The sequence below is a fragment of the Pseudomonas tumuqii genome, assembly GCF_013184545.1.
Classification (GTDB): domain Bacteria; phylum Pseudomonadota; class Gammaproteobacteria; order Pseudomonadales; family Pseudomonadaceae; genus Aquipseudomonas; species Aquipseudomonas tumuqii.
On record NZ_JAAOJA010000015.1, the window covers coordinates 19,994 to 46,948 of the forward strand.

23 protein-coding genes and 3 pseudogenes are annotated in these 26,955 nt (G+C 59.2%); 10 read left to right on the top strand and 16 right to left on the bottom strand.

The features are described 5' to 3' along the window. Positions 1 to 23: 23 nt before the first annotated feature. The 5 genes from G9C89_RS21485 (at position 24) to G9C89_RS21505 (ending at position 6,831) form a co-directional block, all read left to right on the top strand. Entirely contained in the window at positions 24 to 1,382 is a 1,359-nt protein-coding gene (locus tag G9C89_RS21485) for a DUF1329 domain-containing protein (protein WP_172152037.1), read from the top strand. A 103-nt stretch (positions 1,383 to 1,485) separates the two neighbouring features. Continuing rightward, positions 1,486 to 2,559: a WD40/YVTN/BNR-like repeat-containing protein gene (locus G9C89_RS21490; protein ID WP_172152039.1), complete on the top strand. Its 1,074-nt coding sequence runs from the start codon at positions 1,486 to 1,488 to the stop codon at positions 2,557 to 2,559. Between the two features lie 27 nt (positions 2,560 to 2,586). Next, positions 2,587 to 5,082, top strand: a complete 2,496-nt coding sequence (locus G9C89_RS21495) for an efflux RND transporter permease subunit (RefSeq protein ID WP_172152041.1) — start codon at positions 2,587 to 2,589, stop codon at positions 5,080 to 5,082. 89 nt (positions 5,083 to 5,171) lie between these two features. Continuing rightward, positions 5,172 to 5,921, top strand: a complete 750-nt coding sequence (locus G9C89_RS21500; RefSeq protein WP_172152043.1) for a hypothetical protein — start codon at positions 5,172 to 5,174, stop codon at positions 5,919 to 5,921. 79 nt (positions 5,922 to 6,000) lie between these two features. After that, the gene (locus tag G9C89_RS21505; protein WP_172152045.1) at positions 6,001 to 6,831 is read left to right on the top strand and encodes an SDR family NAD(P)-dependent oxidoreductase; all 831 of its coding nucleotides are present in this window, start codon (positions 6,001 to 6,003) and stop codon (positions 6,829 to 6,831) included. 50 nt (positions 6,832 to 6,881) lie between these two features. On the opposite strand, the gene G9C89_RS25630 is transcribed toward G9C89_RS21505, so the two are convergent. Then, on the bottom strand, positions 6,882 to 7,103 hold the full coding sequence (locus tag G9C89_RS25630; protein ID WP_390623856.1) for a helix-turn-helix transcriptional regulator: 222 nt from the start codon (positions 7,101 to 7,103) through the stop codon (positions 6,882 to 6,884). 349 nt (positions 7,104 to 7,452) lie between these two features. Between G9C89_RS25630 and G9C89_RS21515 the strand changes: the two are divergent. Further along, positions 7,453 to 8,826: pseudogene (locus tag G9C89_RS21515) on the top strand (transposase). A 278-nt stretch (positions 8,827 to 9,104) separates the two neighbouring features. On the opposite strand, the gene G9C89_RS21520 reads toward G9C89_RS21515, so the two are convergent. The 3 genes from G9C89_RS21520 to G9C89_RS21530 all read right to left on the bottom strand — a co-directional run bounded on the left by G9C89_RS21520 (position 9,105) and on the right by G9C89_RS21530 (position 11,201). Then, positions 9,105 to 9,806: an SDR family NAD(P)-dependent oxidoreductase gene (locus G9C89_RS21520; RefSeq protein WP_172152049.1), complete on the bottom strand. Its 702-nt coding sequence runs from the start codon at positions 9,804 to 9,806 to the stop codon at positions 9,105 to 9,107. A gap of 23 nt (positions 9,807 to 9,829) precedes the next feature. Further along, the gene (locus G9C89_RS21525) at positions 9,830 to 10,585 is read right to left on the bottom strand and encodes a class I SAM-dependent methyltransferase (RefSeq protein WP_178115659.1); all 756 of its coding nucleotides are present in this window, start codon (positions 10,583 to 10,585) and stop codon (positions 9,830 to 9,832) included. 112 nt (positions 10,586 to 10,697) lie between these two features. Continuing rightward, positions 10,698 to 11,201, bottom strand: a complete 504-nt coding sequence (locus tag G9C89_RS21530) for a winged helix-turn-helix transcriptional regulator (protein ID WP_172152051.1) — start codon at positions 11,199 to 11,201, stop codon at positions 10,698 to 10,700. Between the two features lie 122 nt (positions 11,202 to 11,323). Here G9C89_RS21530 and G9C89_RS21535 point away from each other — a divergent pair, with 122 nt between their 5' ends. Together G9C89_RS21535 and G9C89_RS21540 are read left to right on the top strand one after the other, a co-directional pair. Continuing rightward, positions 11,324 to 12,541, top strand: a complete 1,218-nt coding sequence (locus tag G9C89_RS21535) for a multidrug effflux MFS transporter (protein WP_218575961.1) — start codon at positions 11,324 to 11,326, stop codon at positions 12,539 to 12,541. Continuing rightward, a pseudogene (locus tag G9C89_RS21540) lies at positions 12,538 to 13,539 on the top strand (NADP-dependent oxidoreductase). Before G9C89_RS21535 ends, G9C89_RS21540 begins: the two are co-directional and overlap by 4 nt. A 665-nt stretch (positions 13,540 to 14,204) precedes the next feature. On the opposite strand, the gene G9C89_RS21545 reads toward G9C89_RS21540, so the two are convergent. From G9C89_RS21545 to G9C89_RS21560, 4 genes are all read right to left on the bottom strand, one after another. Next, a complete protein-coding gene (locus tag G9C89_RS21545) occupies positions 14,205 to 15,635 on the bottom strand; it encodes an IS1182 family transposase (protein ID WP_172152053.1) in 1,431 nt (476 codons plus the stop codon). Positions 15,636 to 15,953: 318 nt separating this feature from the next. Further along, positions 15,954 to 17,141, bottom strand: coding sequence for an NAD(P)/FAD-dependent oxidoreductase (locus tag G9C89_RS21550; RefSeq protein WP_172152055.1), 1,188 nt, complete (start codon positions 17,139 to 17,141; stop codon positions 15,954 to 15,956). 60 nt (positions 17,142 to 17,201) lie between these two features. Next, positions 17,202 to 17,369 carry a rubredoxin gene (locus G9C89_RS21555; RefSeq protein ID WP_172152057.1) on the bottom strand — a complete coding sequence of 56 codons (168 nt, stop codon included), beginning with the start codon at positions 17,367 to 17,369 and terminating at the stop codon, positions 17,202 to 17,204. Continuing rightward, positions 17,369 to 18,286, bottom strand: a complete 918-nt coding sequence (locus G9C89_RS21560; RefSeq protein ID WP_172152059.1) for a fatty acid desaturase family protein — start codon at positions 18,284 to 18,286, stop codon at positions 17,369 to 17,371. The genes G9C89_RS21555 and G9C89_RS21560 overlap by 1 nt, the downstream gene beginning before the upstream one ends. A 144-nt stretch (positions 18,287 to 18,430) precedes the next feature. Between G9C89_RS21560 and G9C89_RS21565 the strand changes: the two genes are divergently transcribed. Continuing rightward, the gene (locus G9C89_RS21565; RefSeq protein WP_218575962.1) at positions 18,431 to 19,441 is read left to right on the top strand and encodes an AraC family transcriptional regulator; all 1,011 of its coding nucleotides are present in this window, start codon (positions 18,431 to 18,433) and stop codon (positions 19,439 to 19,441) included. A 12-nt stretch (positions 19,442 to 19,453) separates the two neighbouring features. On the opposite strand, the gene G9C89_RS21570 is transcribed toward G9C89_RS21565, so the two are convergent. After that, positions 19,454 to 19,771 carry a winged helix-turn-helix transcriptional regulator gene (locus G9C89_RS21570; RefSeq protein ID WP_172152061.1) on the bottom strand — a complete coding sequence of 106 codons (318 nt, stop codon included), beginning with the start codon at positions 19,769 to 19,771 and terminating at the stop codon, positions 19,454 to 19,456. A 209-nt stretch (positions 19,772 to 19,980) separates the two neighbouring features. Here G9C89_RS21570 and G9C89_RS21575 point away from each other — a divergent pair. After that, a pseudogene (locus G9C89_RS21575) lies at positions 19,981 to 21,063 on the top strand (IS4 family transposase); the annotation flags it as partial. Between the two features lie 324 nt (positions 21,064 to 21,387). Here the strand turns inward: G9C89_RS21575 and G9C89_RS21580 are convergent. The 7 genes from G9C89_RS21580 to G9C89_RS21610 form a co-directional block, all read right to left on the bottom strand. Then, the gene (locus tag G9C89_RS21580; protein WP_172152063.1) at positions 21,388 to 21,882 is read right to left on the bottom strand and encodes a hypothetical protein; all 495 of its coding nucleotides are present in this window, start codon (positions 21,880 to 21,882) and stop codon (positions 21,388 to 21,390) included. Positions 21,883 to 21,957: 75 nt separating this feature from the next. Further along, the gene (locus tag G9C89_RS21585; protein WP_315852837.1) at positions 21,958 to 22,089 is read right to left on the bottom strand and encodes a DUF4113 domain-containing protein; all 132 of its coding nucleotides are present in this window, start codon (positions 22,087 to 22,089) and stop codon (positions 21,958 to 21,960) included. 43 nt (positions 22,090 to 22,132) lie between these two features. Further along, positions 22,133 to 22,570 (bottom strand): hypothetical protein, encoded by a 438-nt coding sequence (locus G9C89_RS21590; protein ID WP_172152067.1) that lies wholly within the window; start codon positions 22,568 to 22,570, stop codon positions 22,133 to 22,135. An 838-nt stretch (positions 22,571 to 23,408) separates the two neighbouring features. Next, a complete protein-coding gene (locus G9C89_RS21595; protein ID WP_172152069.1) occupies positions 23,409 to 23,852 on the bottom strand; it encodes a hypothetical protein in 444 nt (147 codons plus the stop codon). Between the two features lie 82 nt (positions 23,853 to 23,934). Further along, positions 23,935 to 24,705, bottom strand: a complete 771-nt coding sequence (locus G9C89_RS21600; RefSeq protein ID WP_172152071.1) for a Rha family transcriptional regulator — start codon at positions 24,703 to 24,705, stop codon at positions 23,935 to 23,937. Positions 24,706 to 24,708: 3 nt separating this feature from the next. Beyond that, complete coding sequence (locus G9C89_RS21605; RefSeq protein ID WP_172152073.1) at positions 24,709 to 24,927, bottom strand: helix-turn-helix transcriptional regulator; 219 nt, start codon at positions 24,925 to 24,927, stop codon at positions 24,709 to 24,711. A gap of 464 nt (positions 24,928 to 25,391) precedes the next feature. Then, positions 25,392 to 26,798 carry a tyrosine-type recombinase/integrase gene (locus G9C89_RS21610; RefSeq protein WP_172152075.1) on the bottom strand — a complete coding sequence of 469 codons (1,407 nt, stop codon included), beginning with the start codon at positions 26,796 to 26,798 and terminating at the stop codon, positions 25,392 to 25,394. Positions 26,799 to 26,955 lie beyond the last annotated feature (157 nt).

Genomic DNA, 26,955 nt, shown 5'->3' on the forward strand with positions numbered 1-26,955 from the left:
CAGACGCAAGCAGGAGAACACAGATGAAATTGATCCACACTCTGCTGGCCGCCTCCATGGCCATCGCCATCGCCGGTCAGGCCCAGGCGGCCGTCTCCACCGCGGAAGCCGCCAAGCTCGGCACCGAGCTGACGCTGATCGGCGCGGAAAAGGCCGGCAACGCCGACGGCTCCATCCCGGCCTACGAGGGCGGCCTGACCACCCCGCCGGCCAGCTACAAGCCCGGCGAAAGCATGCGTCCCGATCCGTTCGCCAACGAGAAGCCGCTGCTGGTGATCGACGGCAAGAACGTCGAGCAGTACAAAGACCAGCTGACTGCCGTGTCCGTCGAACTGGCCAAGCGTTATCCCGGCTTCCGCATGGAGGTCTACCCGACCCATCGCAGTGCTTCCATTCCCCAGGGTGTGCTGGACAACACCCTGAAGAACGCCGTCACGACCAAGTCCGCGGAAGGTGGCAACGCCATCGAGAACGCGCTGCCGGGCACCCCCTTCCCGATCCCGCAGTCCGGCGCCGAGGCCATGTGGAACCACCTGCTGCGCTACCAGGGCATGAACATCTCCAGCAAGTTCGACAACTGGTTTGTCGACAGCAGTGGCCGGCCCAGCCTGGCCGCCACCGGCAACGCCTGGGTCAACTACGCGGTATACGACGACCTGAACAAGCCGATGCAGGCCAAGGATACTTACTATCAGATCAAGCTGATGTACACCGGCCCGGCCCGCCGTGCCGGCGAAGCGATCGTGCTACGTGACGCGGTCAACCCACTGGCCCAGCCGCGGCGCGCCTGGCAGTACCTGCCTGGCGTGCGCCGGGTCAAGCTGGCGCCGAGCCTGGCCTACGACACCCCCGACCCGGGCTCCGCCGGTGCGGCGACTTACGATGACGCCTTCGTCTTTCTTGGTGCGCTGGACCGCTATGACTGGAAACTGGTGGGTAAGCAGGAGCTGATCGTGCCCTACAACGCCTATCGGGTGACCTATGAGGCCGACGTCAACAAGCTGCTCACGCCCAACCACATCGAACCGAGTTCCGTGCGCTGGGAGAAGCATCGCGTCTGGGTGGTCGAAGCCACCCTCAAGGAGGGCGCCCGTCACATCTACCACAAGCGCCGCTTCTACCTGGACGAGGACACCTGGGTGGCCCTGGCCTCCGATCAGTATGACGCCCGTGGTCAGCTGTACCGGGGCGCCTTCACCTTCCTCAGCCAGAGCTACGACCAGCAGGTGCCTGACGCCACCCCCTACGTCAACTATGACCTGATCGGTGGCAGCTACAGCGTCAGCGGCCTCACCGGCCCCTATGGCGGCATCAAGTACAGCGAGCCGCTGAGCAAGGCCCAGTGGTCTTCCGAATCGCTGGCCGGTGCTGGCATCCGTTGAGCTAGGTTTCACGCTACTCCGCCTGCCCGTCCGACGCCGGGCAGACTTTGCGCCGGAGTGCATGCCCATGCATTCCGGCGACTCTTTTCCAAGAGGACGCACTATGTGTTCTTTCAACAAATGCGTACTGCTCGTGCTGTGCGCCACGTTGACGCTGGTGCAGGGTGTCGCTCAGGCAGCCAGCTTTGTCGATGTACTGGAACTGCCCGCGAAGGCCAGTGCCCTGGCGCAGCGCAGCCCCTTGCTGGACGTCACCCGTGCGGGTGAGCGTCTGGTTGCCGTTGGCCAGCGTGGCCACATTCTCTATTCCGATGATGCTGGCCAGTCCTGGCAGCAGGCCGCCGTGCCGGTCAGCGCCGATCTGAATGCCGTGCATTTCCCCACCGCCGAGCTGGGCTGGGCGGTGGGCAACGATGGCGTGATCCTGCACAGCAGCGATGCCGGTGTGACCTGGAACAAGCAGCTCGACGGCCGTGAAATCGGCGCTTTGCTGGTCAGGCATTACGGCGCGCTGGCCAGCGCCGAGCCGGCCAACGAGCAGTGGCCACTGCTGGTGGCCGAAGGCGAGCGCCTGACCGCCGACGGCGCCGACAAGCCGTTTCTCGACGTCTGGTTCGCCGACGCCAAGCGCGGTTACGCGGTCGGCGTGTTCAACCTGATCCTCGCGACCCGCGACGGCGGCCAAAGCTGGACGCCGCTGCAGGATCGCACCGACAACCCGCAGGGCTTGCACCTGAATGCCATCGCCTTCACCGGTGACGCGCTGTACCTCGCCGGCGAACAGGGCCTGCTGCGCACGTGGGATGCCGAGCAGGAACGCTTCGTCGCCATCGCCACCCCCTACCAGGGCAGCTACTTTGGCGTCATCGGCAGGCCCGGCGAGGTGCTGGTCTACGGCCTGCGCGGCCACGTGTTCCACAGCCGTGACGGTGGCCAGAGCTGGACGCAGCGTGATACCGAGCTGCAGGTCAGCATCACCGCCGGCGTGCTCGATGACGGCGGCCGCTACCAGCTGTTCACCCAGGCCGGGCACCGTCTGCTGGCCAGCAACGGACAGACGGCCCTGCAGATTCTGCCGCAGCAGGGCCAGTCGCCGGTGGCCGGCGCCGTATTGGCCGGCGCTGGTGCGCTGGTGCTGGTGGGCGCCCGTGGCGCGCGCACGCTGTCCGCCGAATAACAGAACAATTAGAGCGAGTACCCTGACATGGGCAATATGAAGCAAGACACCATGCCGGTGATTGCCCACCTGCGTGACTTCGACACGCGCACCGGCAACCTGCTGGAACGCCTGGTGTTCAACCACCGTCCGCTGTTCGTCGTGCTCATGGCGCTGGTCACCCTGCTGCTGGGCTACATGGCCGTGACCCGCCTGGAGATGCGCCCCAGCTTCGAGAAGATGATTCCGCAGAGCCAGCCGTACATCCAGAACTACCTGGAAAACCGCGCCGCGCTGCGTGGCCTGGGCAACTCGGTGCGGGTGGTGGTGGAGAACACCGAGGGCGACATCTACGACCCCGAGTACCTGGAGGTGCTCAAGCAGGTCAACGACGAACTGTTCCTCACCGCCGGCGTCGACCGCGCCTGGATGAAGTCGCTGTGGAGCCCGGGCGTACGCTGGACCGAAGTCACCGAGGAAGGCTTCCAGGGCGGGCCGGTGATGCCCGACACCTACAGCGGCACGCCGGCGGACATCGAGCTGCTGCGGCAGAACATCAACCGTGCCGGCATCGTCGGCAGCCTGGTGGCCAGCGATTTCAAGTCGAGCATGCTGATCGTGCCGCTGCTCGACAAGGACTCGGCCACCGGTCAGGGCATCGACTACCACCAGTTCTCCCGGGTGCTCGAGGAGAAACTGCGCGACCAGTACGAGTTCGCCGGCGGTGGCGCGCTGCAGGCCGACGCGGAAGGCAGCGGCAAGATCAAGATCCGCGTGATCGGCTTCGCCAAGCTGATCGGCGACCTGATCGACGGCCTGATCCAGGTCATGATGTTCTTCGGCGTCGCCGTGCTCAGTGCCTTCTGCATCATCCTGCTGTACACCCGCTGCCTGCGCAGCACCCTGCTGGTGATCGGCTGTTCGCTGATGGCGGTGGTCTGGCAGCTGGGCATCGTCTCCTGGCTGGGCTATGCGATCGATCCCTACTCGATCCTGGTGCCCTTCCTGATCTTCGCCATCGGCGTGTCGCACGCCTCGCAGAAGATGAACGGCATCATGCAGGACATCGCCCAGGGCACCCACAAGCTGGTGGCGGCGCGCTACACCTTCCGCCGCCTGTTCATCGCCGGGGTCACCGCGCTGCTGTCCGACGCGGTGGGTTTCGCCGTGCTGATGCTGATCGATATCCCGGTGATCCAGGAGCTGGCGATCACCGCCAGCATCGGCGTGGCCGTGCTGATCTTCACCACCCTGCTGACGATGCCGGTGGCGCTGTCCTATGTCGGCGTCAGCGCCAAGGCAGCCGAGCGCGCGCTGATCATCGACGCCCACGCCACCCAGCATCGCGGCCTGGGCAAGCTGTGGGACCTGCTCGACCTGTTCACCACGCCCAAGTGGGCGACCGGCGCGGTGCTGGTCGCCGTGCTGCTGGGCATCGGCGGTTTCGTCGTCAGCCTGCAACTGAAGATCGGCGACCTCGACAGCGGTGCCCCGGAGCTGCGCAAGGACTCGCGCTACAACCGCGACAACGCCTACATCACCAGCCACTACGCGCTGTCCAGCGACATGTTCGCGGTGATGATCAAGACCGGCCCGGAAGGCTGCCTGAACTACCGGACCCTGGTCCTGGCCGACCGCCTGGCCTGGGAACTGCAGCAGCATCCGCAGGTGCAGACCACCGTGTCGCTGGTCAACGCGGTACGCCAGATCACCGCCGGCTCGTTCGAGGGCAACCCCAAGCTGAGCAGCATCCAGCGCAACCAGGACATGCTCAACTACGCCGCGCAGCAGGCCTCGGTCAACGCGCCGGAACTGTTCAACACCGACTGCTCGCTGATGCCGGTGATCGCCTACCTGGCCGACCACAAGGCCGAGACCCTCGACGAAGTAGTGGCCATCGCCGAGCGCTTCGCCGAGGACAACAGCAGCGAGGATCGCCAGTTCCTGCTCGCCGCCGGCAGCGCCGGCATCGAGGCGGCGACCAACATCGTGGTGCGCGAGGCCAACCGCACCATGCTGCTCTATGTCTACACCGCGGTGATCATCTTCTGCCTGATCGCCTTTCGCAGCTGGCGTGCGGCCGTAGTGGCGATACTGCCGCTGGTGCTCACCTCGATCCTCTGCGAGGCGCTGATGGTGTACATGGGCATCGGCGTCAAGGTCGCGACCCTGCCGGTGATCGCCCTCGGCGTGGGCATCGGTATCGACTATGCGCTGTACCTGCTCAGCGTGCAGTTGCACTTCCAGCGCCAGGGCCTGTCGCTGTCGGCGGCCTACAAGAACGCGGTGGCCTTCACCGGGCGGGTGGTCGGCCTGGTCGGCATCACCCTGGCCGCCGGGGTGATCACCTGGGCCTGGTCGCCGATCAAGTTCCAGGCCGACATGGGCATCCTGCTGACCTTCATGTTTGTCTGGAACATGCTCGGCGCGCTGATCCTGATCCCGGCGCTGTCGCACTTCCTGCTGCCGGCTCAGGCGCAGATGAAGCCGATTCCGGCGGATGGCACCGTGCCTGCCAAGCGCAAAACCGAGGCGGTGACATGAGCCGGTGGTACCAGCCTGTTGCTGTTGCCGCGCCGAAGCACCTTGAACCTCAAGACTGTCCATAACAACCAGAACCGAGGATGGAGAAGATGCGAACGCCAGTGCTGTTGTGCCTGCTGTACCTGATGAGTCCGCTGGCTTGGGGCGATGCGCGCAGTGCCCAGCAACTCAGCGAAGTCGGCAGCCGCAGTCGGCTGCTGTGCGCCAGTGCCATGGTCTATTTCGATCCGCAGGAGCGCAGCCCCGACCCACGCAGCCTGACTGCAGTCTTTCACCACCTCAATACCCTCGAGACCCATGTCGTGCAGCTCGGCCAGCCGGACCTGCTGGCGCAGCCGCTGCACGCCTTGAAAGGCCTGTTCGCCGAGCTGGACAACTTGCCGCGCGCCCAACACGAGCGCTATCCAGAACTGGTACGGCAACTGCTGGTAGCGAATCGGCAGCTGCAGCAGGCCACCGATAGCTACGCACGCGCGCAGCCGGGCCTGGTCGCGGCGGCCCCGGTGCAACCGCTCAACGCGCTGAGCCAGGCCCTGGCCAGCCTGTTACTGGACTACCAGCTGCGCCGCTACCCGCTGCAGGACAAGACTGGATTTGCCCTGACGCCTGCGCAGGTGCAGGCCCTCGACAGCGCCATCGAACAGCGTTTCGATGGCCTGCTGGTCGAGCATTCCACGCACGCCGAGGTGCTGGCCAAGATCAGGGCCAGCTACCGCTTCGTGCGCGCCGAACTGCAGCAGGATAAAGGTCGCGCGCAGGGCGGTGCCGAGTTCTACCTCAGTCGCGCGGTGCTCGATCTCGACGAACTGGCGATGACGTTGCTCGAGGAGCAGAGCTGAACCCAATCGCCGTCCATCAAGCCAATCAATGCCTGATCCACAGACCTCACCGACAGACATTCCAACCAGCGAGCTACCCATGGCAATTGCGCAACTGCAAGGCAAACAGATCCTGATCACTGGCGCGGCCTCCGGCATCGGCCGCGCGTCCGCCATTACCTTCGCCCGCGAGGGTGCCCACATCATCGCCAGCGACTTGCAGCTCGAAGCACTGCGGAGCCTGCAGGAGGAAATCCACGCGTTGGGTGTGCAATGCCACATTTACACGGTCGACGTCAGCAGCGAAGCGGCCATGCGGACCTTCTGCGAGCAGGTGATCGCCGAACTGGGGGCACCTGACGTGCTCTACAACAATGCCGGCATCGTCCACCTCGGCAAGTTCCTCGACAGCGACCTGGCCCACTGGCAGCGGGTGATCAACGTCAACCTGATGGGCGTGGTCTACGGCTGCCACCTGTTCATCCCGCACATGCTGGCCGCTGGCGGCGCGCGCCAGGTGGTCAATGTCTCCTCCGCAGCGAGCTTCGCCCCGGCACCGTCCATGGCAGCCTATGCGGCCTCCAAGGCTGCCGTCGCCGGTTTCAGCGATGTGCTGCGCCTGGAACTGGCCGGCAGCGAGATCGTGGTCACCGACGTCTGTCCGGGGGTGATCAACACCGCCATCTCCACCAGCAGCGCTACTACCCCGGGCATGACCTCGGCGCAGTTGCAGCACCTGCAGAACTACTACGCCCGCGAAGGATGCTCCCCAGATGTCGTTGCCAACGACGTGCTGCAAGCTGTGAAAACCGGCAAGACCCTGGTGCTCAGCGGCCCCTATGCGCGCCTGACCTTTCACCTCAAGCGCATCTCGCGGCGCCTGTTGCAGAAGGTGATGCTTGGCAGCGCCCGCAAGCTTGGCTATCTCTGAGGTGCAGCAGACGCCGAGCGGGCCACGCCCCGCACTCGGCAAGTCGTGCTTTACCGCTCGGTGCCAGCAGCTACGGCCGTACGATACTTGGCTGGCGTCACCGCGTGCGCAGCCCGAAAACAGGCCGTCAGGTGGCTTTGGCTGCTGAACCCGCTCTCCTGGGCAATGCGCGCAATCGGCATACTGGACATGCTCAGCAGCTTGCGCGCCTGCTCCAGCCACACACTCAGAACATAACGATGCGGCGGCATACCCATGGCATCTTCAAAAATCCGCCGGAAGTTGGCATGGCATTCTGACGATTAAGCGTGAGCGCGGTCTTGATACTGGAGACCGCGTTTTTTTCAACCGTGGCACTGCAGAAGCGACCATAGGACGATAAATCCTAAAGTCCGCGAGCCCAAACATACGCTCAGAGTTCCTTCAATTTCTTCAGCGCATTGAATCGTCCCCGGTTTTGTGGACGCCTCCGAACGTCGCAATCGAGCCTAGGTAAAGGTCCGCTTTTGGCCGGTTTCTACCGATCCCCAACGGCGGCTTTGGGTCGATTCTGTTGAAAAAGTAGCTCCTCTGTCTGACCTGCGGCAAAATCTCTTTATTGGCCGGAGGGGGATCACCAGCATGATGGGACAGTTATCGAGTGGGCAGGAGCGACTGTTTTACTCGTTCAACCTTGAAGATCACATCCCAGCCAATCACCTCCTGCGCAGCATTGATCAATGCCTCGATCTGAGCGACCTGCGCCATCACCTCGCCGATTTCTATAGCCCGATTGGGCGTCCGTCGATTGATCCTGAACTGATGATCCGCATGCTGATCGTGGGCTATTGGTATGGCATTCGCTCAGAAAGAAGGTTGTGTGAAGAGGCCCATTTGAACCTGGCCTATCGCTGGTTCTGCCGATTGAGCCTTGAGGATGAAGTGCCCAATCACTCAACGTTTTCCAAAAATCGACACGGTCGTTTCCGCGATAGCGATCTGTTTCGCTGGTTGTTCAATGAAGTGCTGCGTCGCTGCATGGACGCAGGCTTGGTCAAGGGCGAGGGATTTGCCGTGGACGCCAGCATCATCAAAGCGGATGCGAGCAGACAGCGTGGCGTGCCGGGTGATGAGGAGGTCAACTGGAGTGATCCGTCGCTCAGCACCCGTGCTGTACGTGAATACCTTGAGGCACTTGATGAAGAGGCTTTGGCCGAAACGCTACCGAAACGCCTATCGTTGACGGATCCTCAAGCCCGCTGGACGGCCGCTCCAGGCGGTCCAGCGTTCTTCGCCTACTCCACGAACTACCTGATCGATACCGAGCATGGCGTAATCGTGGATGTGGAACCCACGCCTGCTCATCGAAGCGCAGAAGTCGAGAGCACCAAGATAATGATCGAGCGCGTTGAAGCGCAGTTCGACATCAAACCGGAACGCCTCATTGGCGACACCGCTTACGGTACAGCGCCAATGCTGGCCTGGATGGTGGAGGAAAAAGACATCGAGCCTCATGTGCCGGTGTGGGACAAAACCGAGCGCAAGAACGACAGTTTCTCGAGCAACGATTTCCACTGGAATGAAGAGATTGAGGAATATCGCTGCCCAGCCGGCAACGCATTACGTAGCGAATGGTGAGCCTTCAAGAACGAGCGTTCGCACGTCACGAAAGCCAACACCATCATCTTCCGATCCAGACAGACCGACTGCGCGGCGTGTCCGATGAAAGCCAAGTGCTGCCCGAACACTTCGATTCGCAAGATCGCCCGCAGCGTCCATGAAGCGGCTCGTGATGTGGCCCGGCGCATAGCAGCGACGCCTGAGTACGAGCGCTCTCGTCACGAACGCAAGAAAGTCGAAATGTTGTTTGCCCACCTCAAACGCATCCTGAAACTGGATCGTTTGCGGCTACGCGGCATGAGTGGTGCGACCGACGAGTTCACGCTGGCAGCTGCGGTGCAAAACCTGCGACGGCTGGCCAAACTTACATCGCAAGGGCCACCAATCACGGGGTAGGTGCGCCTGCGCCAAGCAAAAACCTCAAATTAACCCAATAACAAAGCTACAAAGGTCAACGAAGAACCGAAAAACCACTCAATGTGGTGAGTAGGTTTTCCGCTGATGGTCGTGCCTGAGTTCAGGCGATCTAGAAAATCCGACTTTTTCAACAGAATCGGTCGAAAGCTGCCGGTCTGCACTGTAAATAGATCCGTCCCCTTTGCTGTTCTGCCAATCGGGCCTGGTTCAAACACGCTCGGTTCATAAGCCTCTTGAGGGCTTCTCGTATCCGCGCCCTACCATTTCTCATGGTAGGGGCGAACCTCAGAGAGAAAGGTCCAGGCATCTTTAGGTTGATGGGCCAAATGAAACACTTCTGCTGCGATGCTCTTGGGCTGGATGAAAAAATCATCCGCTGCTTCGCTGTGCATCTTGCGCGCCCAAGGCACATCAATCACAGCATCAATCACCAGATAAGCTACGTGGACACCCTTGGGACCCAGGTCCCTGGCCAGCGACTCGGCGAGGATGCGTTGCGCTGCCTTGGTAGGCGCGAAGCCGGCAAAATTGGGTTTGCCGCGCAGTGCGGAGGTGTTTCCAGTGACAATGATCGAACCCTCACCAGCCTCTATCATCGCCGGTGCGACCATCTGCGCCAGGTGCAGCAGGGCCATGGTATTGATCTCGAAGTTCTTCTGCAGCACTGCAGGATCGGTCTCCTGAAAAGGCGCAAAAGAACCGCCGACCGCATTGTGTACAACAACTTTAGGTGCGCCGATTTGGTCGATAACCTGCTGGAGTGCCTGGGTATCTGTCACATCACAAGGCATGGCAAAGGCGCTGGGGATCTCTGCCTCAAGCTCGGCAAGGCGGTCAGTATCACGCGCGATCATCGCCACGCGATAGCCAGCCTCTGCGAAACGACGGACCAGCGATGTACCCACGCCTGGGCCAACGCCGGTGATCAGCGCCAGAGGTTGTTGGGAAGAATGGTTCATGAGGTGTGTACTCCTATCCATTATCACTTGCTTGTGGAATCTATGGGTTTGCGAAACTTCAGCGTCATTCGATCGGTTTCGCCGATGGCTGTGTACTTGTCTTCGTCACCCGAACGCAGGGACGGGGGCAGGGACCAGATGCCGTGCGGATGCTCCGTAGTGTCTAAAGGATTCGCGTTGATTTCACTGGGCGCTTCGAACACAAATCCGGCGCGTTGCGCGATCTCTTTGACGTAGGCTTCCGTGACATAGCCGCTGGTGCGCATGCTTTGCATATCAGCGTCGGGCCGGGCACGGTGCTCCACGATGCCGAGGACGCCGCCCGGTTTCAGCGCCTGGAAAAATGCGGCGAAATACTCATGCTCCTGATCCGCCATGATCCAGTTGTGTACATTGCGAAAGGTCAACGCCAAATCCGCGGTCCCCGGGGGCGTAACGCTGATCTCCTTGGGCGGATTGATATGGCGCACCGTGACCTTGCCGAAGATCTCCGGCTGACGTACTACACGGTTTTCATACATTTCCAGCACCTTGGGCATGTACGGCATGAGCCCATCAGGGGAGAAATGAGCAACGTACAGGCGTCCACGTTCCGCAACATAGGGGGCCAGGATTTCTGTGTACCAACCCAACGCCGGGAGGACTTCGAGCACTGTCATCTCGGGCTGCAAACCGAAAAAATTCAACGTCTCGACCGGGTGACGTGCGTCGTTGCGAGCAATGTTCTGCGCGCTCCTATGCTCGCCTACGACGAGGGCTTCAAGCGCCGTATCTGCCATCTGTATGTCTCCTGAAGATAAATGACGGGTAACCCGTTGTTTACTGGTGGTTCAACCACGGCCGATCCGAGAAGGCGCTCAAATCAAGGATTCACGGGCCTTCTCCTCTAACTCATTTTTCGGTCTTACCCTTATATGTGTTCAACAAGGCGTGGACGTGCGCATCCGCGCCGGGTCCGGGGCGCAACCAGATCCTGTCGCGCGGAACGACCTGGCCGGTCTTCGGATCGACAAGGGCGAGGCGTAATTCGTTTTCCGTCTCACGATCAACAACTTCGATGGTCGGCGCGCCATAGCCAGAGGCATCCCAGCGATCACCCCATTCACGCAGGGCGGTTGTGACCTTCCAGAGATCCCGGCCTTTTTCGGTCAGGTGGTATTCGTCGCGCGGCGGCCGCTCGTTGTAGCGGGTTCGCTTGACAACGCCGTGCTCTTCCAGCGATTGCAGCCGCTTGGATAGCGTCGTCGTCGGGATACCACAGCTCTTTCGGAAGTCGTCATACCGCGACAGTCCGAGGCCGAGATCGCGCAGCAACAATAGGATCCAGCGATCACCGATGATCTCCAGCGCGCCCGCCACCGAGCAGCGCATACCAGCAAAGGATTTGGTTTTCATTTGACATTCCTTTAGTAACTCTTATGATGAGAGTCACAAGTTCCATCGGCTTTGTCAAGGTGTCGGTCGCCTGAAGAGCAAACGCCCTGGGTCAGAACGCCGTCACTGTAAAGAGAACGCCTGTGAAACCGACCTCCGATTCACCACGAGTCCTGACTGGATCGATTCTTTTTTTGCTAGCGGGGCTGGCCGCCATGGGATCGCTGGCAACGAATGTGATCCTGCCGGTATTCCCCAGCATGAGCGCCAGTCTTGGCGTGGAGCCACGCGATCTCGGACTGACATTGAGCAGCTTTTTCATCGCGTTTGCCCTGGGGCAGCTTTTCGTCGGGCCGCTGGCCGATCGTTTCGGCCGCATGCCTTTGGTGGTCGGCGGCCTGGTGACCTTCGTTGCTGGCAGCGCGCTGTGTGCCCTATCGCAAACTCTGGATATCTTGATTTTGGGCCGCGTTATCCAGGCCTTGGGCGCCTGTGCCGCGTCCGTCCTGGCACGGGCGATAGCACGTGATTTATTCGATGGTGAGGCACTTGCACGAGTATTGGCGTTAATCATGATCGCCATGGCTGCAGCACCTGGCTTCTCGCCGCTCGTCGGTACTGGGCTCGGTGCGCTACTGGGCTGGCGCTTCATATTCGCTGGCGTTGGTTTGTTCGCCCTGGCGCTCGGGATTTTTTATCTGCGAAGCATGGGCGAAACGCAGCCGAGCAATGCAAAACAGCCGCTTCGGTTCCGTACGGTCGTCGTAGCCTATGCTGCGCTCGCACGCGATCGCCGTTTTATCTACCCCGCACTGTCGGTCAGCCTGACCATCGGCATGCTCTTCGCCTTTTTTGCGACCGCGCCGGCCATTCTTATCAGTGAGCTTGGGCTGACCGGATTGCAGCTTGCGCTGTATTTCGCGGCTACCGTGTTTATCGTTTTTGGCGCCGGGTTCCTCGCTCCGCGACTGGCGCGCAGGTGGGGTCAATCCTGGGCTGTGATGATCGGCGCGGTGATTGCACTGATTGGTAGTCTGGTGATTTTGACCCTGGCTGCATCACCGAGCTTGTTGTCGATCACCGCTGGCCTTGGGTTGTTTCTTCTCGGCATGGGCTTTCTCAACCCGCTGGGTACGGCGATCACGCTGCAACCCTTTTCGCACAACGCTGGACTGGCTTCAGCGCTGCTGGGATTTCTGCAGATGGCCTGTGCGGCGATCGGTGCTACAGCGGCGAGCGTTCTGCCATTACCGCCAACAACCGCTCTGGCAGCCACGATGACCGTTGGCTCGGCGCTGGCGCTACTGGTGTTCATCCCGGTTATCGTCCGCCTGACCCACACCAAGGTTGCCCTGTCATGAAAGCGTTCATTATTGATCAATACAAAAGTGCAGCAGCCCGGCGTATTGGCGAGATGCCAACGCCGGTCCTCAAGAACGATCAAGTGCTCGTCAAGGTCCATGCTGCAAGCATTAATCCGCTGGATAGCAAAATTGCGGCAGGCGCATTCAAGCCGATATTGCCCTACCGGACACCCTTCGTTCTGGGTCACGATCTGGCCGGTGTCGTGGAGCAGGTCGGTTCCGCCGTCAGGCGGTTCAAGCCCGGCGACGCCGTGTATGGGCGCCCGCGCGACGGAGCCATTGGCACGTTCGCAGAATTCATAGCGGTCAATGAGGCTGATCTGGCCACCAAGCCGAAAAATCTGACGATGGAGGAGGCGGCTTCAATTCCGCTCGTTGGCCTTACCGCCTGGCAGGTGCTGGTCGAGCGCGCCCAGGTCAAACTCGGTTAGAAAGTGCTGATCCATGCCGGGTCCGGTGGATTCGGCACCATTGCCATCCAGCTAGCGAAACATCTCGGCGCTGAGGTGGCGACCACCGCCGGGCCAAACAACCTTGCATTGGTCACGAGCCTGGGCGCGGATGTGGCCATGAACTACCAAGCCGAGCAGTTCGAGTCCCTGCTCGATGGTTACGATGTCGTCATCAATACTCAGGATAAGGCCACACTCGCCAAGTCCGTGGGTGTGCTGCGGCCAAGTGGGCAACTCATCTCGGTTTCAGGCCCGCCGGATGCGGATTTCGCGAAAGCCCAAGGGTTGAATCCGGTGCTCAGATTAGTGATGTCCGTCCTGAGCTCCAGTATTCGGCGCAAAGCCCGGCTTCATAACATTCGTTACGCGTTTCACTTCATGCGTGCGAGCGGTGAGCAACTGGAGCAGCTGACACCACTTCTGGAGGCCGGCACGATCCGCCCCGTCATCGACCGTGTCTTTCCCTTCGCCGAGATCGCCGATGCTTTTACCTATGTCGAAGCAGGGCATGCCAAGGGAGCGGTAGTGGTCAGTATTGCCTGATTGCTCATCAATCAGCGTGCAATGTGGATACACCGCCGTTGTTCACTCGCTACTTTGGCCCGCAGTTCAGAACACATGCGGTGTATTCAACGGATGGGACACAGGCTCCAGCAGACACGGAAATTCGATATTTTTTCAAACAAGATCAGTTTATTGCGAGGAATATATCGATCGCACTCAAAACCCCACTGGGCAAATTTCCCAAGTGTACGAAATGGGATGGAGCAGAAACCAAGGCAAAAGCTGGGGTGCTTCAACTGTGGGTCAGTCCAGGCACGGTCATTGGGGACGTGACACCGAAAACCGTGTCTTTTGCCCAAGTGGCAGGGGAAGGATGTTCAACCTAAGGCTGAGAGAAGATCCGGCCCGTCTCGAGCGAAGTTACCTTACGCGCCGACACATACACCCTGAATCGTCTAGTTTTCGTAGACGCGTTTGAACGTCAGTCCCTGGCCGGATTCTGCCTGTCACTACCGACCGCTTTTGGCCCAGACTGTGTAAAAACGCAGCAAGCGATGGCAATCAACTGCCCGGGATTTTCTCAGTGTCCCGGAGGCCGTCGGAGGTCCACTCAGGCGCAATCGGTGATTCTGGTTGTTATGGTACTTTTCGGCTTCGGCGCGCCTGCTGGAGGGCGGCAAGAGTCGTAAAACAGGCCTCAGGCCTCAGGCCTTCATCGCTGCCATCAATGCATCGCTACCCATCAAGCGCAAAACGCGTTTGAGATTGTAGGCGAGCACATGCAGGCTCATCTCGGTGCTCACCCGGTCGAGCGTTCTGGTGAGGAAGTGGGTGGCGCCCATCCAGGACTTCAGCGTGCCGAACGGGTGCTCGACCGTTTGGCGGCGGGTTCGCATCATCTCGGGCGCTTGATCCAGACGATTCTGCATCGCCTCGAGCACTGCCTCATGCTCCCAGCGGCTCACTCGGCGTTCTGAGCTAGGCGTACAGTACTCTTCCAACGCGCAACCTTGGCAATGCGAACTCCAGTAGCGGTGCAGCTTCAGCCCTTTCTCGACGCTTGAAAAACGCCAGATCAGGCTTTGCCCAGCCGGGCATCGGTACTCGTTCTTGGCTGCGTCATAGATGAAATCACCTTTGCCAAAGCGGCCAATCGCTGTCGCTCCCGAGGTCAGCGTCTTGGGCACGAAAACAGTGATTCCAGCCTCATGACAGGCAAGGATTTCTTCGCCTTTGAAGTAGCCTCTGTCTGCGACCGCCGAGAGTTCCTCGGCACCCATGGCCTCTCGCGCCTGCTTGGCCATGGCGCTCAGTTGGTCTCGATCGACCCCGTTGTTCGTGACCTCGTGCGTCACGATCAGGTGGTGCTTCGCGTCGACCGCCGCCTGCACGTTGTAGCCGACCATTCCGGTGCCCCGGGTCTTCATCGAACGGGCATCGGGATCGGTCAGGGAGATCTGTTTATCCGGTGTTTCGTTGAGCTGAACCTCGATTTCCTTGAGCTCCTGCAGCTTGGTTTTCAAGGTCGCGATCTTGTCGTGGAGGCGTTCTGCTTTGACCTGCGCCACGGGAGGTTCCTGACGATCTGCAGTATCCAGTGCGGTCAGGTAGCGATTGATGCTGGACTCGATCTCCTCCATTCGCCGCTGAAGCTTGGCGCTGGTGAAGTTGCGGTCGCGGTTGTTGACCGCCTTGAACTTGCTGCCATCGATGGCCACAAGCGCTTCAGAGAACAGGCCAAGCTGCTGGCACAGCACCACGAACTGCCTACAGACGCCGCGGATTGCCTTGCCGTTATCCTTGCGGAAGTTGGCGATGGTCTTGAAGTCCGGCATCAAGCGTCCGGTCAGCCACATCAACTCAACGTTGCGCTGAGCCTCGCGCTCGAGACGGCGACTGGACTGGATGCGATTGAGATAGCCGTAGATGTAGATCTTCAGGAGGTAGGCAGGATGGTAGGCGGGCCGACCTGTTTCAGCCGGGACGACACCGTCGAAACCCAGCTGGCCAAGGTCGAGTTCATCGACGAAAACATCGACCACCCACACCGGGTTGGTGTCCGCCACATAGTCATCCAGGCTCTCGGGAAGCAGCGCGCTTTGGCCTCGATGCTCTCCCTGGATAAAACGCTTCATTGGCGTCCCCCACTAATTTTGAATCCATCAAATCACAGCAAGGTCGATGCCAACGTTTTTACACAGTCTGGGCCGGAAGCAGCCATCGAGTATCTACAAATTCAGTGACGATTCACATTGCGTGGTTCGTATTGATCCCAAGCTCCATCTGGAAGGTCGTAACCGTCCGGCGAACACGGCGATTACTGAAATAATCGGGGGACCACGGTAATTTCGTATCTGCTTGATCATTCAAGCCAAAACCGTGGTCTGTCCCCCGATTGTCCCCAGTATGTCGTTCAGAAAAAACAGGTCGTCACCCGTTCGCGTTGACTCAACTCACGCCGGTAAACATTCAGTAGTTGAAAGGTGGGGCAGGACTGGCAGCCAGTCCTTGATCTGTTTGGCAAGCAAAAGGCGATCTCTTATGGCGGTTTCTCCCATAAGTGCAAAGCCATGAAGCTCCCCCCCCGTTGACCGATATTCACCACGCCAGCCATCGGGCAGCGTTTTGTTCAGCCATTGCCCATCGATACCTAAGGCTGGTGGACAGATAACGGTGGGGCAGGCGGGTGTTTTGACGGTTACTGGAAACGCCGGATAGTGCACAGGCGTGGGCTGGCCGCTGAGCGTGGCCGCGAGAGCGCGAGCCTGAGCCATCAGCGGCAACACAAACGGCAGCACCCAACCGTCAATTTGCACAACGTCACCGAGAGCGTAAATGTCCGGGTGTGAGGTTTGCAGCATTTGATCGGTGACGATGCCGCGCTGCACTGCAAGGCCAGCAGCGGTGGCGAGTTCAGCCCTCGGCGTCAGCCCGACAGCAGACAACACCATGTCAGCGTCCAGGACGCTGGCGTCATCGAGTGTGAGTTTCAATGACGCTGCACTCCGGTCGACGCGAGCGATGCTGCTGCCTAAACGAAAGCGCACCCCCGCTTGTTCAAGTCGTTTCTGCAAGGCGGCACCACCCTCAACCGGGAGCAGGCGTCCCAGAGGGTGGGGCGCACAGTCGACCACCGTCACCGCAAAACCATGTCCCGCCAAATCGTTGGCAAACTCACAGCCGATCAGTCCGGCGCCCAGCAACACAACGCTTCGCTTGCCGATCAGAGCTTCTCTGAACGAGGCATAATCGAGTCTGTTGTTGACCGAGAGCACTTGATCGACAGCATCGCCAGCAAGAGGCAGGCGAACCGGATTTGCTCCGCAGGCCAGGACCAGTTTGCTCCAGGCAAGCGTCTGGCCATCGACCAAAAGGGTGTTCGCCTGCGGATCGATCATGGACACACAAACGCCAGTGAGAATGGTTGCATTGAGCTGTTTGGCCATCTCATCGGCCGGCATTTGCAGCAGTTGATCGGCTGACTTGCCGTCCTTAAAGGCGTTCGACAGACGAGGCTTGGAATAGAACGCGCCATCGTCGTCGGTCAGCAATACCAAAGGCACATTCGGTTCACGTTTGCGGTACTCGCGCGCCAGGGTATAGCCCGCTAGCCCCGTACCCACAATAATCAGTGGTTTCATTTCAACTTGCTCCGTAACCGTTGTTGTCGTGCACCTGGCTGCTGTTCGGCGGAACTGAACTCAAGACTCGCAGAGGCCGAAATCGCTTTTGGTGACGCCGCAATCCGGGCATACCCAGCTGTCCGGCACGTCCTCCCAGCGGGTCCCAGGCGCAATACCCTCTTGTGGCGCGCCCAGCGCTTCGTCGTAGATGTGGCCGCAGATTTCACAGAGGTATTGGCGAAACATCAGGACGACTCCGTGGTGCGCAATTGGGCGTCTTCGCTTTCGACGTTGCGTCGGCTGAAAATACCGATCATGGGCGTGCCGTGAGCGCGCATGACCGGCTCGATCCGGCGATGCAGTGCGTGGTAGCGATAGAACGGCACCCGCGGAAACAGATGGTGCACTGAGTGCAGGTTCTGACCGAGCCAGAACCACTCCAACGGTTTCATCCACCCGGGCATGATCAGGCTGTTGGTGTTCCGGTAACGAGTGGAGTTTTCGTACGGTAAATGCGGGCGATACGCGAACCAGTACGATACGAAGAATGCACCGGCCAAGTAGCCGAATACCAACAGTGCCCAGGTATGTTCTCGAGCAATCAGCGTAATGAACGCGACCCGCCAACCGATCGCGAACAGCACTTCCGCAATGTAGGCTGCCTTTATCCGTCGCGGAGCGGTCGCCCAATAGTCGCGGAACAGGAAGGTGTTCTGGGTCCACAGAAAACGAAATCCGCAAACCAGGAAGGCGAGAAAGCCAGCGCGCATGCCGCTGACGACGTAGTCCGGATCCTTGTCCGGCTGGTTGGTGTAGCGATGATGCGTGAAATGTTCGACCTTGTGAGTAGAGAACGGCACCATGATCAAAGGTGCCACTAGGTATCCACAGAGATTATTGAGCCACTGCAGTCGATCATGATCGCCATGAATGTTGCCATGCACAGCCTCATGCAGCGGCGTATAGGACATATAAGTGGCGATGGAGTAGATCAGTATTGCAGGTGCCAGCGACAACTGGCCTGTCGCAAACAGGTAAAAGTCCGCGATAAGCAATACCCACACCAGCAGCACCAGTGCCATCGTCCGCCAGGCTAGTTCACTGGTGTATTCGCGTGCCGTGGCGATGGCCTGTTTGTTCAGCGCGTTTAGATCGTGATGCATGGTCGTCCTCCAGGGGCCTCGTAGTTACGCAACACTAGCGGGCAGCTCTGTATGCTTGACAGGGCATTGGGGGACTACTGCCATGCATTTGCGGCCAGGTCGTATCTCGTCGTTGTTCCAGAAATTTCCGCTATGGGCCTATCAATGGACACAAGCTTCCAGCACCCAGTTGCCATCAGTCAGGTGATGGTGAACTTCGCGGCGCGATACGGCATCGATGCGCAGACCTGCTTGCTAGGTACCGGCATCAGCGAAGCGCAGTTGCGGGACGCGGATGCCCTGATCGCACGCGAGCAGGAGATGCGCCTGATTGAAAACCTGATGCTCGCCTTACCGGACGTTCCCGCACTAGGCTTCGAGCTTGGCCTGCGCTACAACGTGGCGACCTTCGGCATCTGGGGATTTGCGCTGCGGACCAGCCGCAATGTGCGTGAGGCCCTCCAGCGTGCGCTGCGCTATCTGCCGCTGAGCACGGCGTACTGCCGGCTGGCGATATTCTGCGATCAGCACGAATACGGCATTAGCGCCGACGCCTCAGCGATCCCCCATCACCTGCGGCAGTTCCTACTGGAACGCGATACGGCGACAGCCATCAATCTGTTCGACGAGCTCGGGCTTTCGGGGCTGCGCGTGCTGCGGCTCGAATTCCAGGGCAAGCCGCCGGCGCACACGGACCGGATCGAAGCACTCAGCGGCATCGCGCCTCACTATGAATGTTCGCGCAACGCCATCGTGCTGCGTCGACAGGACGCGGAACTGTCTCTGCCGATGTACGACGTGCATCTGGTGCGGCTACTGGAAGAGCAGTGCCGCGCGCAACTGGAGAGACGACAGGTCGCCGGCATCACCGGCCAGGTCCGACAGCTTCTCCTGGGTTCGACGGGGCTGGTGGCCTCCCTCGAAGATGTTGCGAGTCAGCTGGCAATGGCACCGCGCAGCCTGCGTCGTAGACTGGCAGAGGAAGGCACCAGCTTCCGCAACCTTGTCGACGCGGAGCGTGGACAACTCGCGGGGCAACTGCTGGAAAACACGGAGATGAAGCTGGAAGAGATGGCGATTCAGCTTGGCTACGGTGATGCCGCCAGTTTCACGCGTGCGTTCCGGCGCTGGTTCGGACAATCGCCGAGCGAGTATCGGAAGGTCTCAAAACGGTGAACACAGATCGTTTCACCGGTTGTCGAACTTGTGACGAAGCTCGGCCCAATCAATCTGGGCGGCCATGGTCGGCCCCAGCGCATGGCCTAGCTCTGTAAGGGTGTACTCGGGGGGACCTCTGGATACACGGTACGTGTGGACAATGCCATCCTGGCCCTGAACTCTTTGCCCGCAGCCTAGCCATGAAGACGTGGTTGCATTCAACCGGGACTTCACGCCATCCGCGCATGCCCGCATAGCTCTATCAAGGCGTACGGCTGTCTGGGATAAAACGCGGAGAGCGACATCCCACAGTGTCAGCGGCAATCCAGACGGGCAACTGCATCTCATGTATAGGCTTGGACGAACAGCTCCACAGCAGCGCTGACGCGGGACTCGTTCACCGGCATGAGATTACCGGCTTAAGGGCTTAAGGGTTAAAGGGGTCGGAGTGGAATGGCACTTACTTAAGCGCTAAGTGATTGATCAGGAATGAGAAAGGCTGCTCTTGGTCTACGGTGATAGTTGCGAACACACACCGAACCCAAGGAGCAGCCCACATGAATCCTAGGCGCCAAGCGGTTATTCATCAACAGCAGCAGCGTGTCAGTCGGAAAGCTTCAAATACTGACGCTTACGCCTTCTTCAACCTGCTTACCAGCCCCGAATTATTCGACTGCGTTGAGTCACTGCTACCGGATCATCGGGAGCGTCTGTTCCCGCCGACGGAGACGCTTTCGATGTTCATGGCCCAGGCATTAAGCGCCGATCGCTCCTGCCAGAAGGCGGTCAATGACATGGCCGTCAAGCAATTACTCGGCGGTTTGAAACCTTGCAGCACTCATACAGGTGGCTACTGCCAAGCTCGTCAGAGGCTCCCTGTGGAGATGGTTTCCACATTGCTACGAAGTACGGGAAGCATGATTAGCGCTTACTCCGCCAAGACATGGCAATGGATGGGCAGGCCTGTGCGACTCGTGGACGGCACGACGGTGTCGATGCCGGATACGGCGGCCAATCAGGCAGCCTATCCACAATCGCGCGGGCAAAAACCGGGGCTTGGTTTTCCGATTTGCCGGCTGGTTGGAATTGTCTGCCTTTCCAGTGGTGCGGTGCTGAACGCGGCGCTGGGGCGTTTTCGGGGTAAAGGCGGAGATGAGCAGACGTTGCTACGGTCGATGCTCGATACGTTGAATGCAGGCGATGTCCTAGTGGGAGATGCCTACTATGCAACCTACTTCTTGCTGTGCGAATTGCAGCGTAGAGGCATTGATGGTGTGTTCGAGCAATATGGCGCGCGTCGGCGCAGCACCGACTTTCGGCGCGGTAAACGTCTGGGCACACGCGACCACTTGATTAGCCTAGAAAAGCCATCGAAACGTCCGGCCTGGATGAGCCCGGTGTACTACGAACAAGTCCCTGAAAGGCTGGAGATTCGAGAATTGAAAGTTGGGGGCAAGATACTGGTAACGACATTGTGTTGTACAAACCGCACGCCCAAGGCAGAGCTCAAAGGCCTGTTCAACAGTCGTTGGCATATCGAGTTGGATCTGCGCAATCTCAAGACCACGATGGGGCTTGAAATGCTGAGTTGCAAAACGCCCGCGATGGCTGTCAGAGAGCTCTGGATTTACCTACTGGCGCAAATATGAAAAGTATGAAAAGGGAACAGATTTATTTTTCTTCCGGAATGCCCGCTTTTGGCCGGCTGCTGCCTGTCGCGACAGGCCGGAGTCGACCCATTGCTGCCGGTGGGAAAAGGCAGGAGTCGGCGTAAAGCCGCCGGTAAGGTGACCCTCTTTTTTTAGTCCGCTGCGGTGTCAGTCCAGAGTTGGCTTCAAGGCATCAGCGCTTATCTGGAGGCACACGCTGGTTCAGGGCGGGTTCTTCAGATCTACGCTGATATTCTGTGGTAGCCGGTGGCGGAGGTGGAGTCCTGTTTTCGTTATTCTGTGTTTTTTTGTCTGTCATATTGTTAGCTCCCTAATAGCGGTAAGTATCGCGAGTAGCATGAGAAAACTGGCCCCAAAGACAAGCTCGCTGTACGCCAATTCCAAGGGCTTGGATTTCTCATCAATTGCCTTCTTTAGCTTTTCGAGGGTGTCAATGTAGCAGTTGTAGATGTGTAGCTTTTGCTGCTCAGCGTCGACGATCCGCAGATAATCCGCAGTTGGCCGATTTGAAGGAAGGCTCGGGCATTCGCTAATGCGCAAAGCGCTCAAGGCATGCCCCCATGAGCAGGCGATGCAGACAGCTGCAGCGGTAAATGATAGAAAAATCACCACTTCGAATGGTGACGATACTTGGAACAATACCCCACCCTTTAACCCCGTCAATGCGCTCAGTGCCGCAATTACGATCGACACTGCAGTCAAAAATTTCGCACACTTATTCTCGAAATGATCGAAGCGTCCTTGTTCCTCTTTGAAGCGGTCTTTCAGGTAGCTGATTGTCTCGTCCATGCAGTGACGTATTCCGTTGGAAGCTCGAGAGGGATGTATGCGTACCCCAACAATGCACATGACCAGCCGAACTCGTCAACGCACCACGGGCAACGCTCCCCAGCGGCAGGTGTAGCCGGATGATTTAAGCTGCTGCTTCATCACCCAACGCCCTACAGCCGGCACCCACGGCAGGCGCACTGTGCCACGGCCCATCTGGGTGTTTATCTTGCCATGGCGTTCGTCAGCTCCGCGCTACGTGGCCAGACGGTTAACCTACCCGAACAGTTCGATACAACTGTTGATTCTGGGCGGTTTTTCCGACGCTATCTATCCGGACCTGAATCTTATCTTCCCGCACCCTTCCACCCTCTGGCTGCGCTTTGACAAGACGCATGAAGGCTTTGCCGAGCCGAATTCGAGTTCCTGCACTCCGAGCTTCCCACGGGCTGAGATCAAGTTGTTTGTAGATTTCCTCAACCAAAAAGGGCAGGCCGTCTTCGGGGAGCTCAATTGCCGAGTCAAATAGGGACTGAGCAAGTCCTTCAATGGGCTCGTGACCAGGAGCTGCCGGTGTAGCCTCTGGTATGAAATCGCCACTGCTTAGCTGCATATCAATGTAGTCATCCAGCGACAGCCCATGCTTGGTAGCGGCAGCGATAGCGTTGGCAAGAGTCTGGTCTGGAAGGTTGATTTGGAGGGTGATCATTTTGAACCTCAGCATCTATTTGTCTTGTAGCTACAATAGCTATCACAATAGCTGTTGTAAAGACTCACATGCATGATTGGTCCGCGAAGGGCCGCTTTTAGCCGATAGCGACGGTTGTCTCTGCAATCGTCGCTAGCCTGATGATTACCTGAGTCGCAACCTGCAGCGCCCAGTCGATGCTCACCAGTAGCTGGTTTGTGATATGTATTTACAAGGGCAATCTTGCCGGACAGTAAGCACCACTCCGAATCGGAGATATCTGGGGCATCCGGGCAAGCCCCCAGATCGCGCAAAAGCGCAGGGAGCTCGCCAGCTTGCGCTCGTTTGCAGATAGCGCGCTCACTCGCGCTTTCCGTGGATACCAAGCCTGGATACCGGGCCTGGATACCAGGCGGAAAATGGAAGTTTGAAGCCACCCACCGGATTGTCTGAAGCCTTTCTTTCGATGGTAACCACGCTGGTAACCTGTGCAGAGAAAAGGTTATTTCGCTGTTAACCGGCCTGTTAACCCCCGCCCGTTAACTGACTGAATCCCATGCGTATAAGCCCATACAGGCTCATAGCGGCTCATAGCGGCTCATAGCGGCTCATAGCATGTTTAGCCGAGCTTATAGGCCGCCCAACGTCTCTCGCCTTGCTGTATCAGCGAGCCTTTATCCTTCATTCGTTTAAGCAGTTTTGAGTGCGAGCCTGACGGCGCTGTAGATACCACGGCATGGTAGATATAGAAGGGAGTCCAGAAACTGGACCGGGTGAAGGTGCTCCATCGGTACAGAAAATGTACGCACGGCGGTAGCTTGAACACCTCGCCACGGCACCGTGCGTACAGAAACTGTACTCAGCCAGGTACAGAAACTGGACCGGGCATTCTGCTCTTCAGCATGCTCAGTTTGAGCAGCGGTGTGACGGTCGGATTCACCTCCAGATCCTTGCCGGGACAGTCATCGATGCGCAGCCAGGTCAGCGCATACAATGCGCAGCGACCGCCGGGATTGAGGAAGACGCCTTCGCGGGTGCGGATGATCAGATCAAGCTGCTGCAGTCGATCCAGAGCTTTGGCCAGCGATGTCTTGCTGCCCACACCCCACACCTTGGCCTGAGTGTGAGAGGCCGACAGGTTGCCGTTGTTCTTGCCCCGGTACTGCCGCATCAGGCCAAGCAACACCTTGTGCTCTGTTCCGCTCAGGCTGGTAAATGCCGGGCTGTCATACAGCGCATGAGGTAGAGCGATGAATCCACCACCCTCGGCCCGCCCTTTGCACTTCAGTCGGCTACGTGCCATGCCCGGCCTCCCCAGAGGGCGCAGTACGCCCCCTGTAGTCGGCAAGACAGCGAGCCGCGAACGGTCGACGCCTCGGCATGGTCTACCTCACTGCCTGGCTTGCGGGGGAACCGAGGGACTGCACGGATACGGCGGGGGGCAGGAGCAGGTGGCCCGCGCCGACCATATAACCCTCGCAAGCAGCCTTGGCCCTGCGCGTGACCGTGCGGTGGTCGTTACCCTCAGCGAGGCCGTCCAGAACCGCGCGAACGAAGACAAGCTGCAAGCTGCTGAGAGTCAGCTGCTGTGCGACCGTCAGGTTTTCGCGTTCGCCGCTCGTAATCCCCAGCACCGAATTCAGCATCCTGTTGGCGTTGCCGTGAAAAATTGCATCCGGCGTCGTGCTGCCACATTCACGTGCACGATGGATCAACGCCTCCACAGCATCGTGAACACTATGGTAGAGCGGCAGGTACTGGGTAGCTCTGACGCTCGCGCGGTCACGGGCCATGCGGAAAGCGGCTACAAGCTCCGCCTTCAGCGGCACTACCCGGTCGTTGTTCTTCGCCAGCGTTAGCAGGTAGATCGCCTGATCTTCATTCAGCCGCGCATAGCGCTCAGCCTTTCCGCCCCCCTGCTTGCGTTCACCAACCTGCGTTTCAAACAGCAGATGGCCAAACTTCTTGAACTGCTCGGCATGCTTCTGGATCAGCACCATGACGTTGCGGTGATGATTGCCAAACAGCCGAGCCAGCGCACGGCTATCGACCCGCGGCTCAGCACTACCCGTGTTCAGCCTGATGCTGAGCGCAACAGCTTTCTTCGAGCCGAGCGAGCCCTGCCCCGCCGATTTGCGGAGTTGTCCGGTTTGCATGGATTAGCCCTCCTGCTGAGTCAGGAAGGCTTCGATGGCCTCGACCGACCAGCGAACCGAGCGACCGTAGCGGACAGGGCGCGGGAAGCCAGCACTCTGCGACCAGCGCCACCAGGTGGTGCGGCTGACTTGGTAGCGGTTGCAGAGCTGAGCAGTCGTGGCGAGGGTGCCGGGAATCGGCAGATTGGGAACAGCATTGGTGTTGACAGCAATATGTGCCATGCAAGGGATTCCACTAAACAAACTAGAAAACCCGCGGGATGGGAGCAACAAGCCGCCAGACCGTAGATCTGGGTGATGTATTTTTGCGTTGACGCAAAAATACGCTGGCTTGATACTCTCGCGTGGTAAGCAATGCTTACCGCTTGAAGCGTGAGAACTTCATACCCTCGGGGCGCTTGCTGGCTTGCTGGTACGCGAGGACAGGTCAATGTCCTTCCCGAATTAAGCCCCGACCCTGCAAGGTTGGGGCTTTTCATTTCTGTACCCAGCAACGACATAACCTACTTCGACGCTTCTGCAGCTCTCGCCATCTTGGACGCGACGCGGTACTACGCCCGTTCGGATATGTCTCGCCAACGCCTTCATGCTACCGAGATGTTTCACAAAGGTGCAGTCTTGACGGTCTATGTCCAGTCACATAATCGCGACGCCAGCCCGCGTATTTCCTGGGTTTCCAAGACAGATTATTTTCCGCGCCTGCTCTTCAGAGTGACCACATTGCCAATTTGCGCACTAGTCTCACCGAGGACCCCGGCTAGCGCTCGGTCGAAAAGCTCAATGGCACGTTTTTTCTCCGGCAGCGCCGCTTCGGGGTTGTTGCGATAGTGCAGATTGGCTACGCCAGTCTGCCCATGTGCCTGGAGCAAGTCGGACAGTTGGTCGCTGATACCATGTCTTTGCATCAATTGAGTGCAGGTGCGGCGCAGGTCGCGCGGCGAGAAGCTGGGAATCTGCTTCTCCTCGATTACCGCATGCTCAGAACTAAGCCAATCGGCAACTGCGTGCCGGGGGCTGCTGACGACAATGTGCTGCTTTCCAGTTGTGGTCCACGGCCAAGGGTGACATCCGTTAATCTCTCTCACGCGCTCCATAATGGCGACGGCGCGCGGTGATAGCGGGACAAGGTGCGGCCTGCTCATTGTCTGGCCCCCACGCCCCTTTCGGTGGATCAGGCGAACAGTGCCGGCTTCCAGGTCGTAATCATCCCAAGTGGTCTGGCAGACGTTGAAGATGCGCTGCCCACCCGTGGAAATGACGAACTTGAACAACAGCGCCATGACCGGCCCAACGCCTTCGGTGCTTTCAATGGTTTCCCAGAAATGGCGCAGTTCGGCATCCGACAGCGCGCGGGTGGCCGGTGCCGATACCTTTTCGACCGCCACCACGGTTGCCGGGTTGTTCTCCAGGTTGTAGCTCTTGGCATTCGCCCTACCGACCGCGTTCTCAGCGCGCAGGCCATGATTGAATGCCGCCGACAGGAACGAACGCATACGCTCGGCCTGTACCTTTGCGCCGCGCTCCCAGATCGGATTGAGAATGTCGAGAATGTGGTCGGGGCGAATGTCGCGCGCCTTCATCGCCATGATGCAGGGGTGCGGCTTTAGCATGTTGGTCTGATACAGCCGCTCCAACTCCTTGACGACGCCAGCCGTAGCCTTCTGTCGGCGCGACTCGATATAGTCGAGAAATAGCTCGCCGAAGCTGCCGCGCGATGCTTCGATCTCGGCCAGGCGCTGACGCTCGGCACGCTTCAGTGCGGCGGCAGCTTCCTGCTCTTCGATGAAAGCCTTGACGTCACCGCGCTCGGCGGCGATTGCTGCGTACTCGTTTGCCTTGTCCCGAATCTGCGAGACGGTCATCCCGGCAGCCCGAGGGTTCGACTTGTAAGTGCCCAGCTTCAAACTCACGTCTTTGCCGTTTACCCGCTGGCGGTAGTACGCCTCGACGATGCCGGACGGCCTGCGCTCGAACAACAAGGTGCCGAAGCCGCGCTTCTGATCCTTGTCTGCTGGTTCTGAGATTTTTCCCTTCAGGTTGCGTACCTGAAGGTCAGTGATCCGTTTGTCATCCTTGGTCTTAGTGGTGGCCATTTCTGCTCCCCGTTGCTCCCCGTTCTGCTCCCCGTTCGGGGGCGTGCTGCAACGGTACAATCTGAAACAATGAAAAACAAGAAAGTGACATAACCCCATTTAAAACAATGGCTTCAGCGATTTACATGTAATTCTGCGAAACGTCGGAAAACACTGA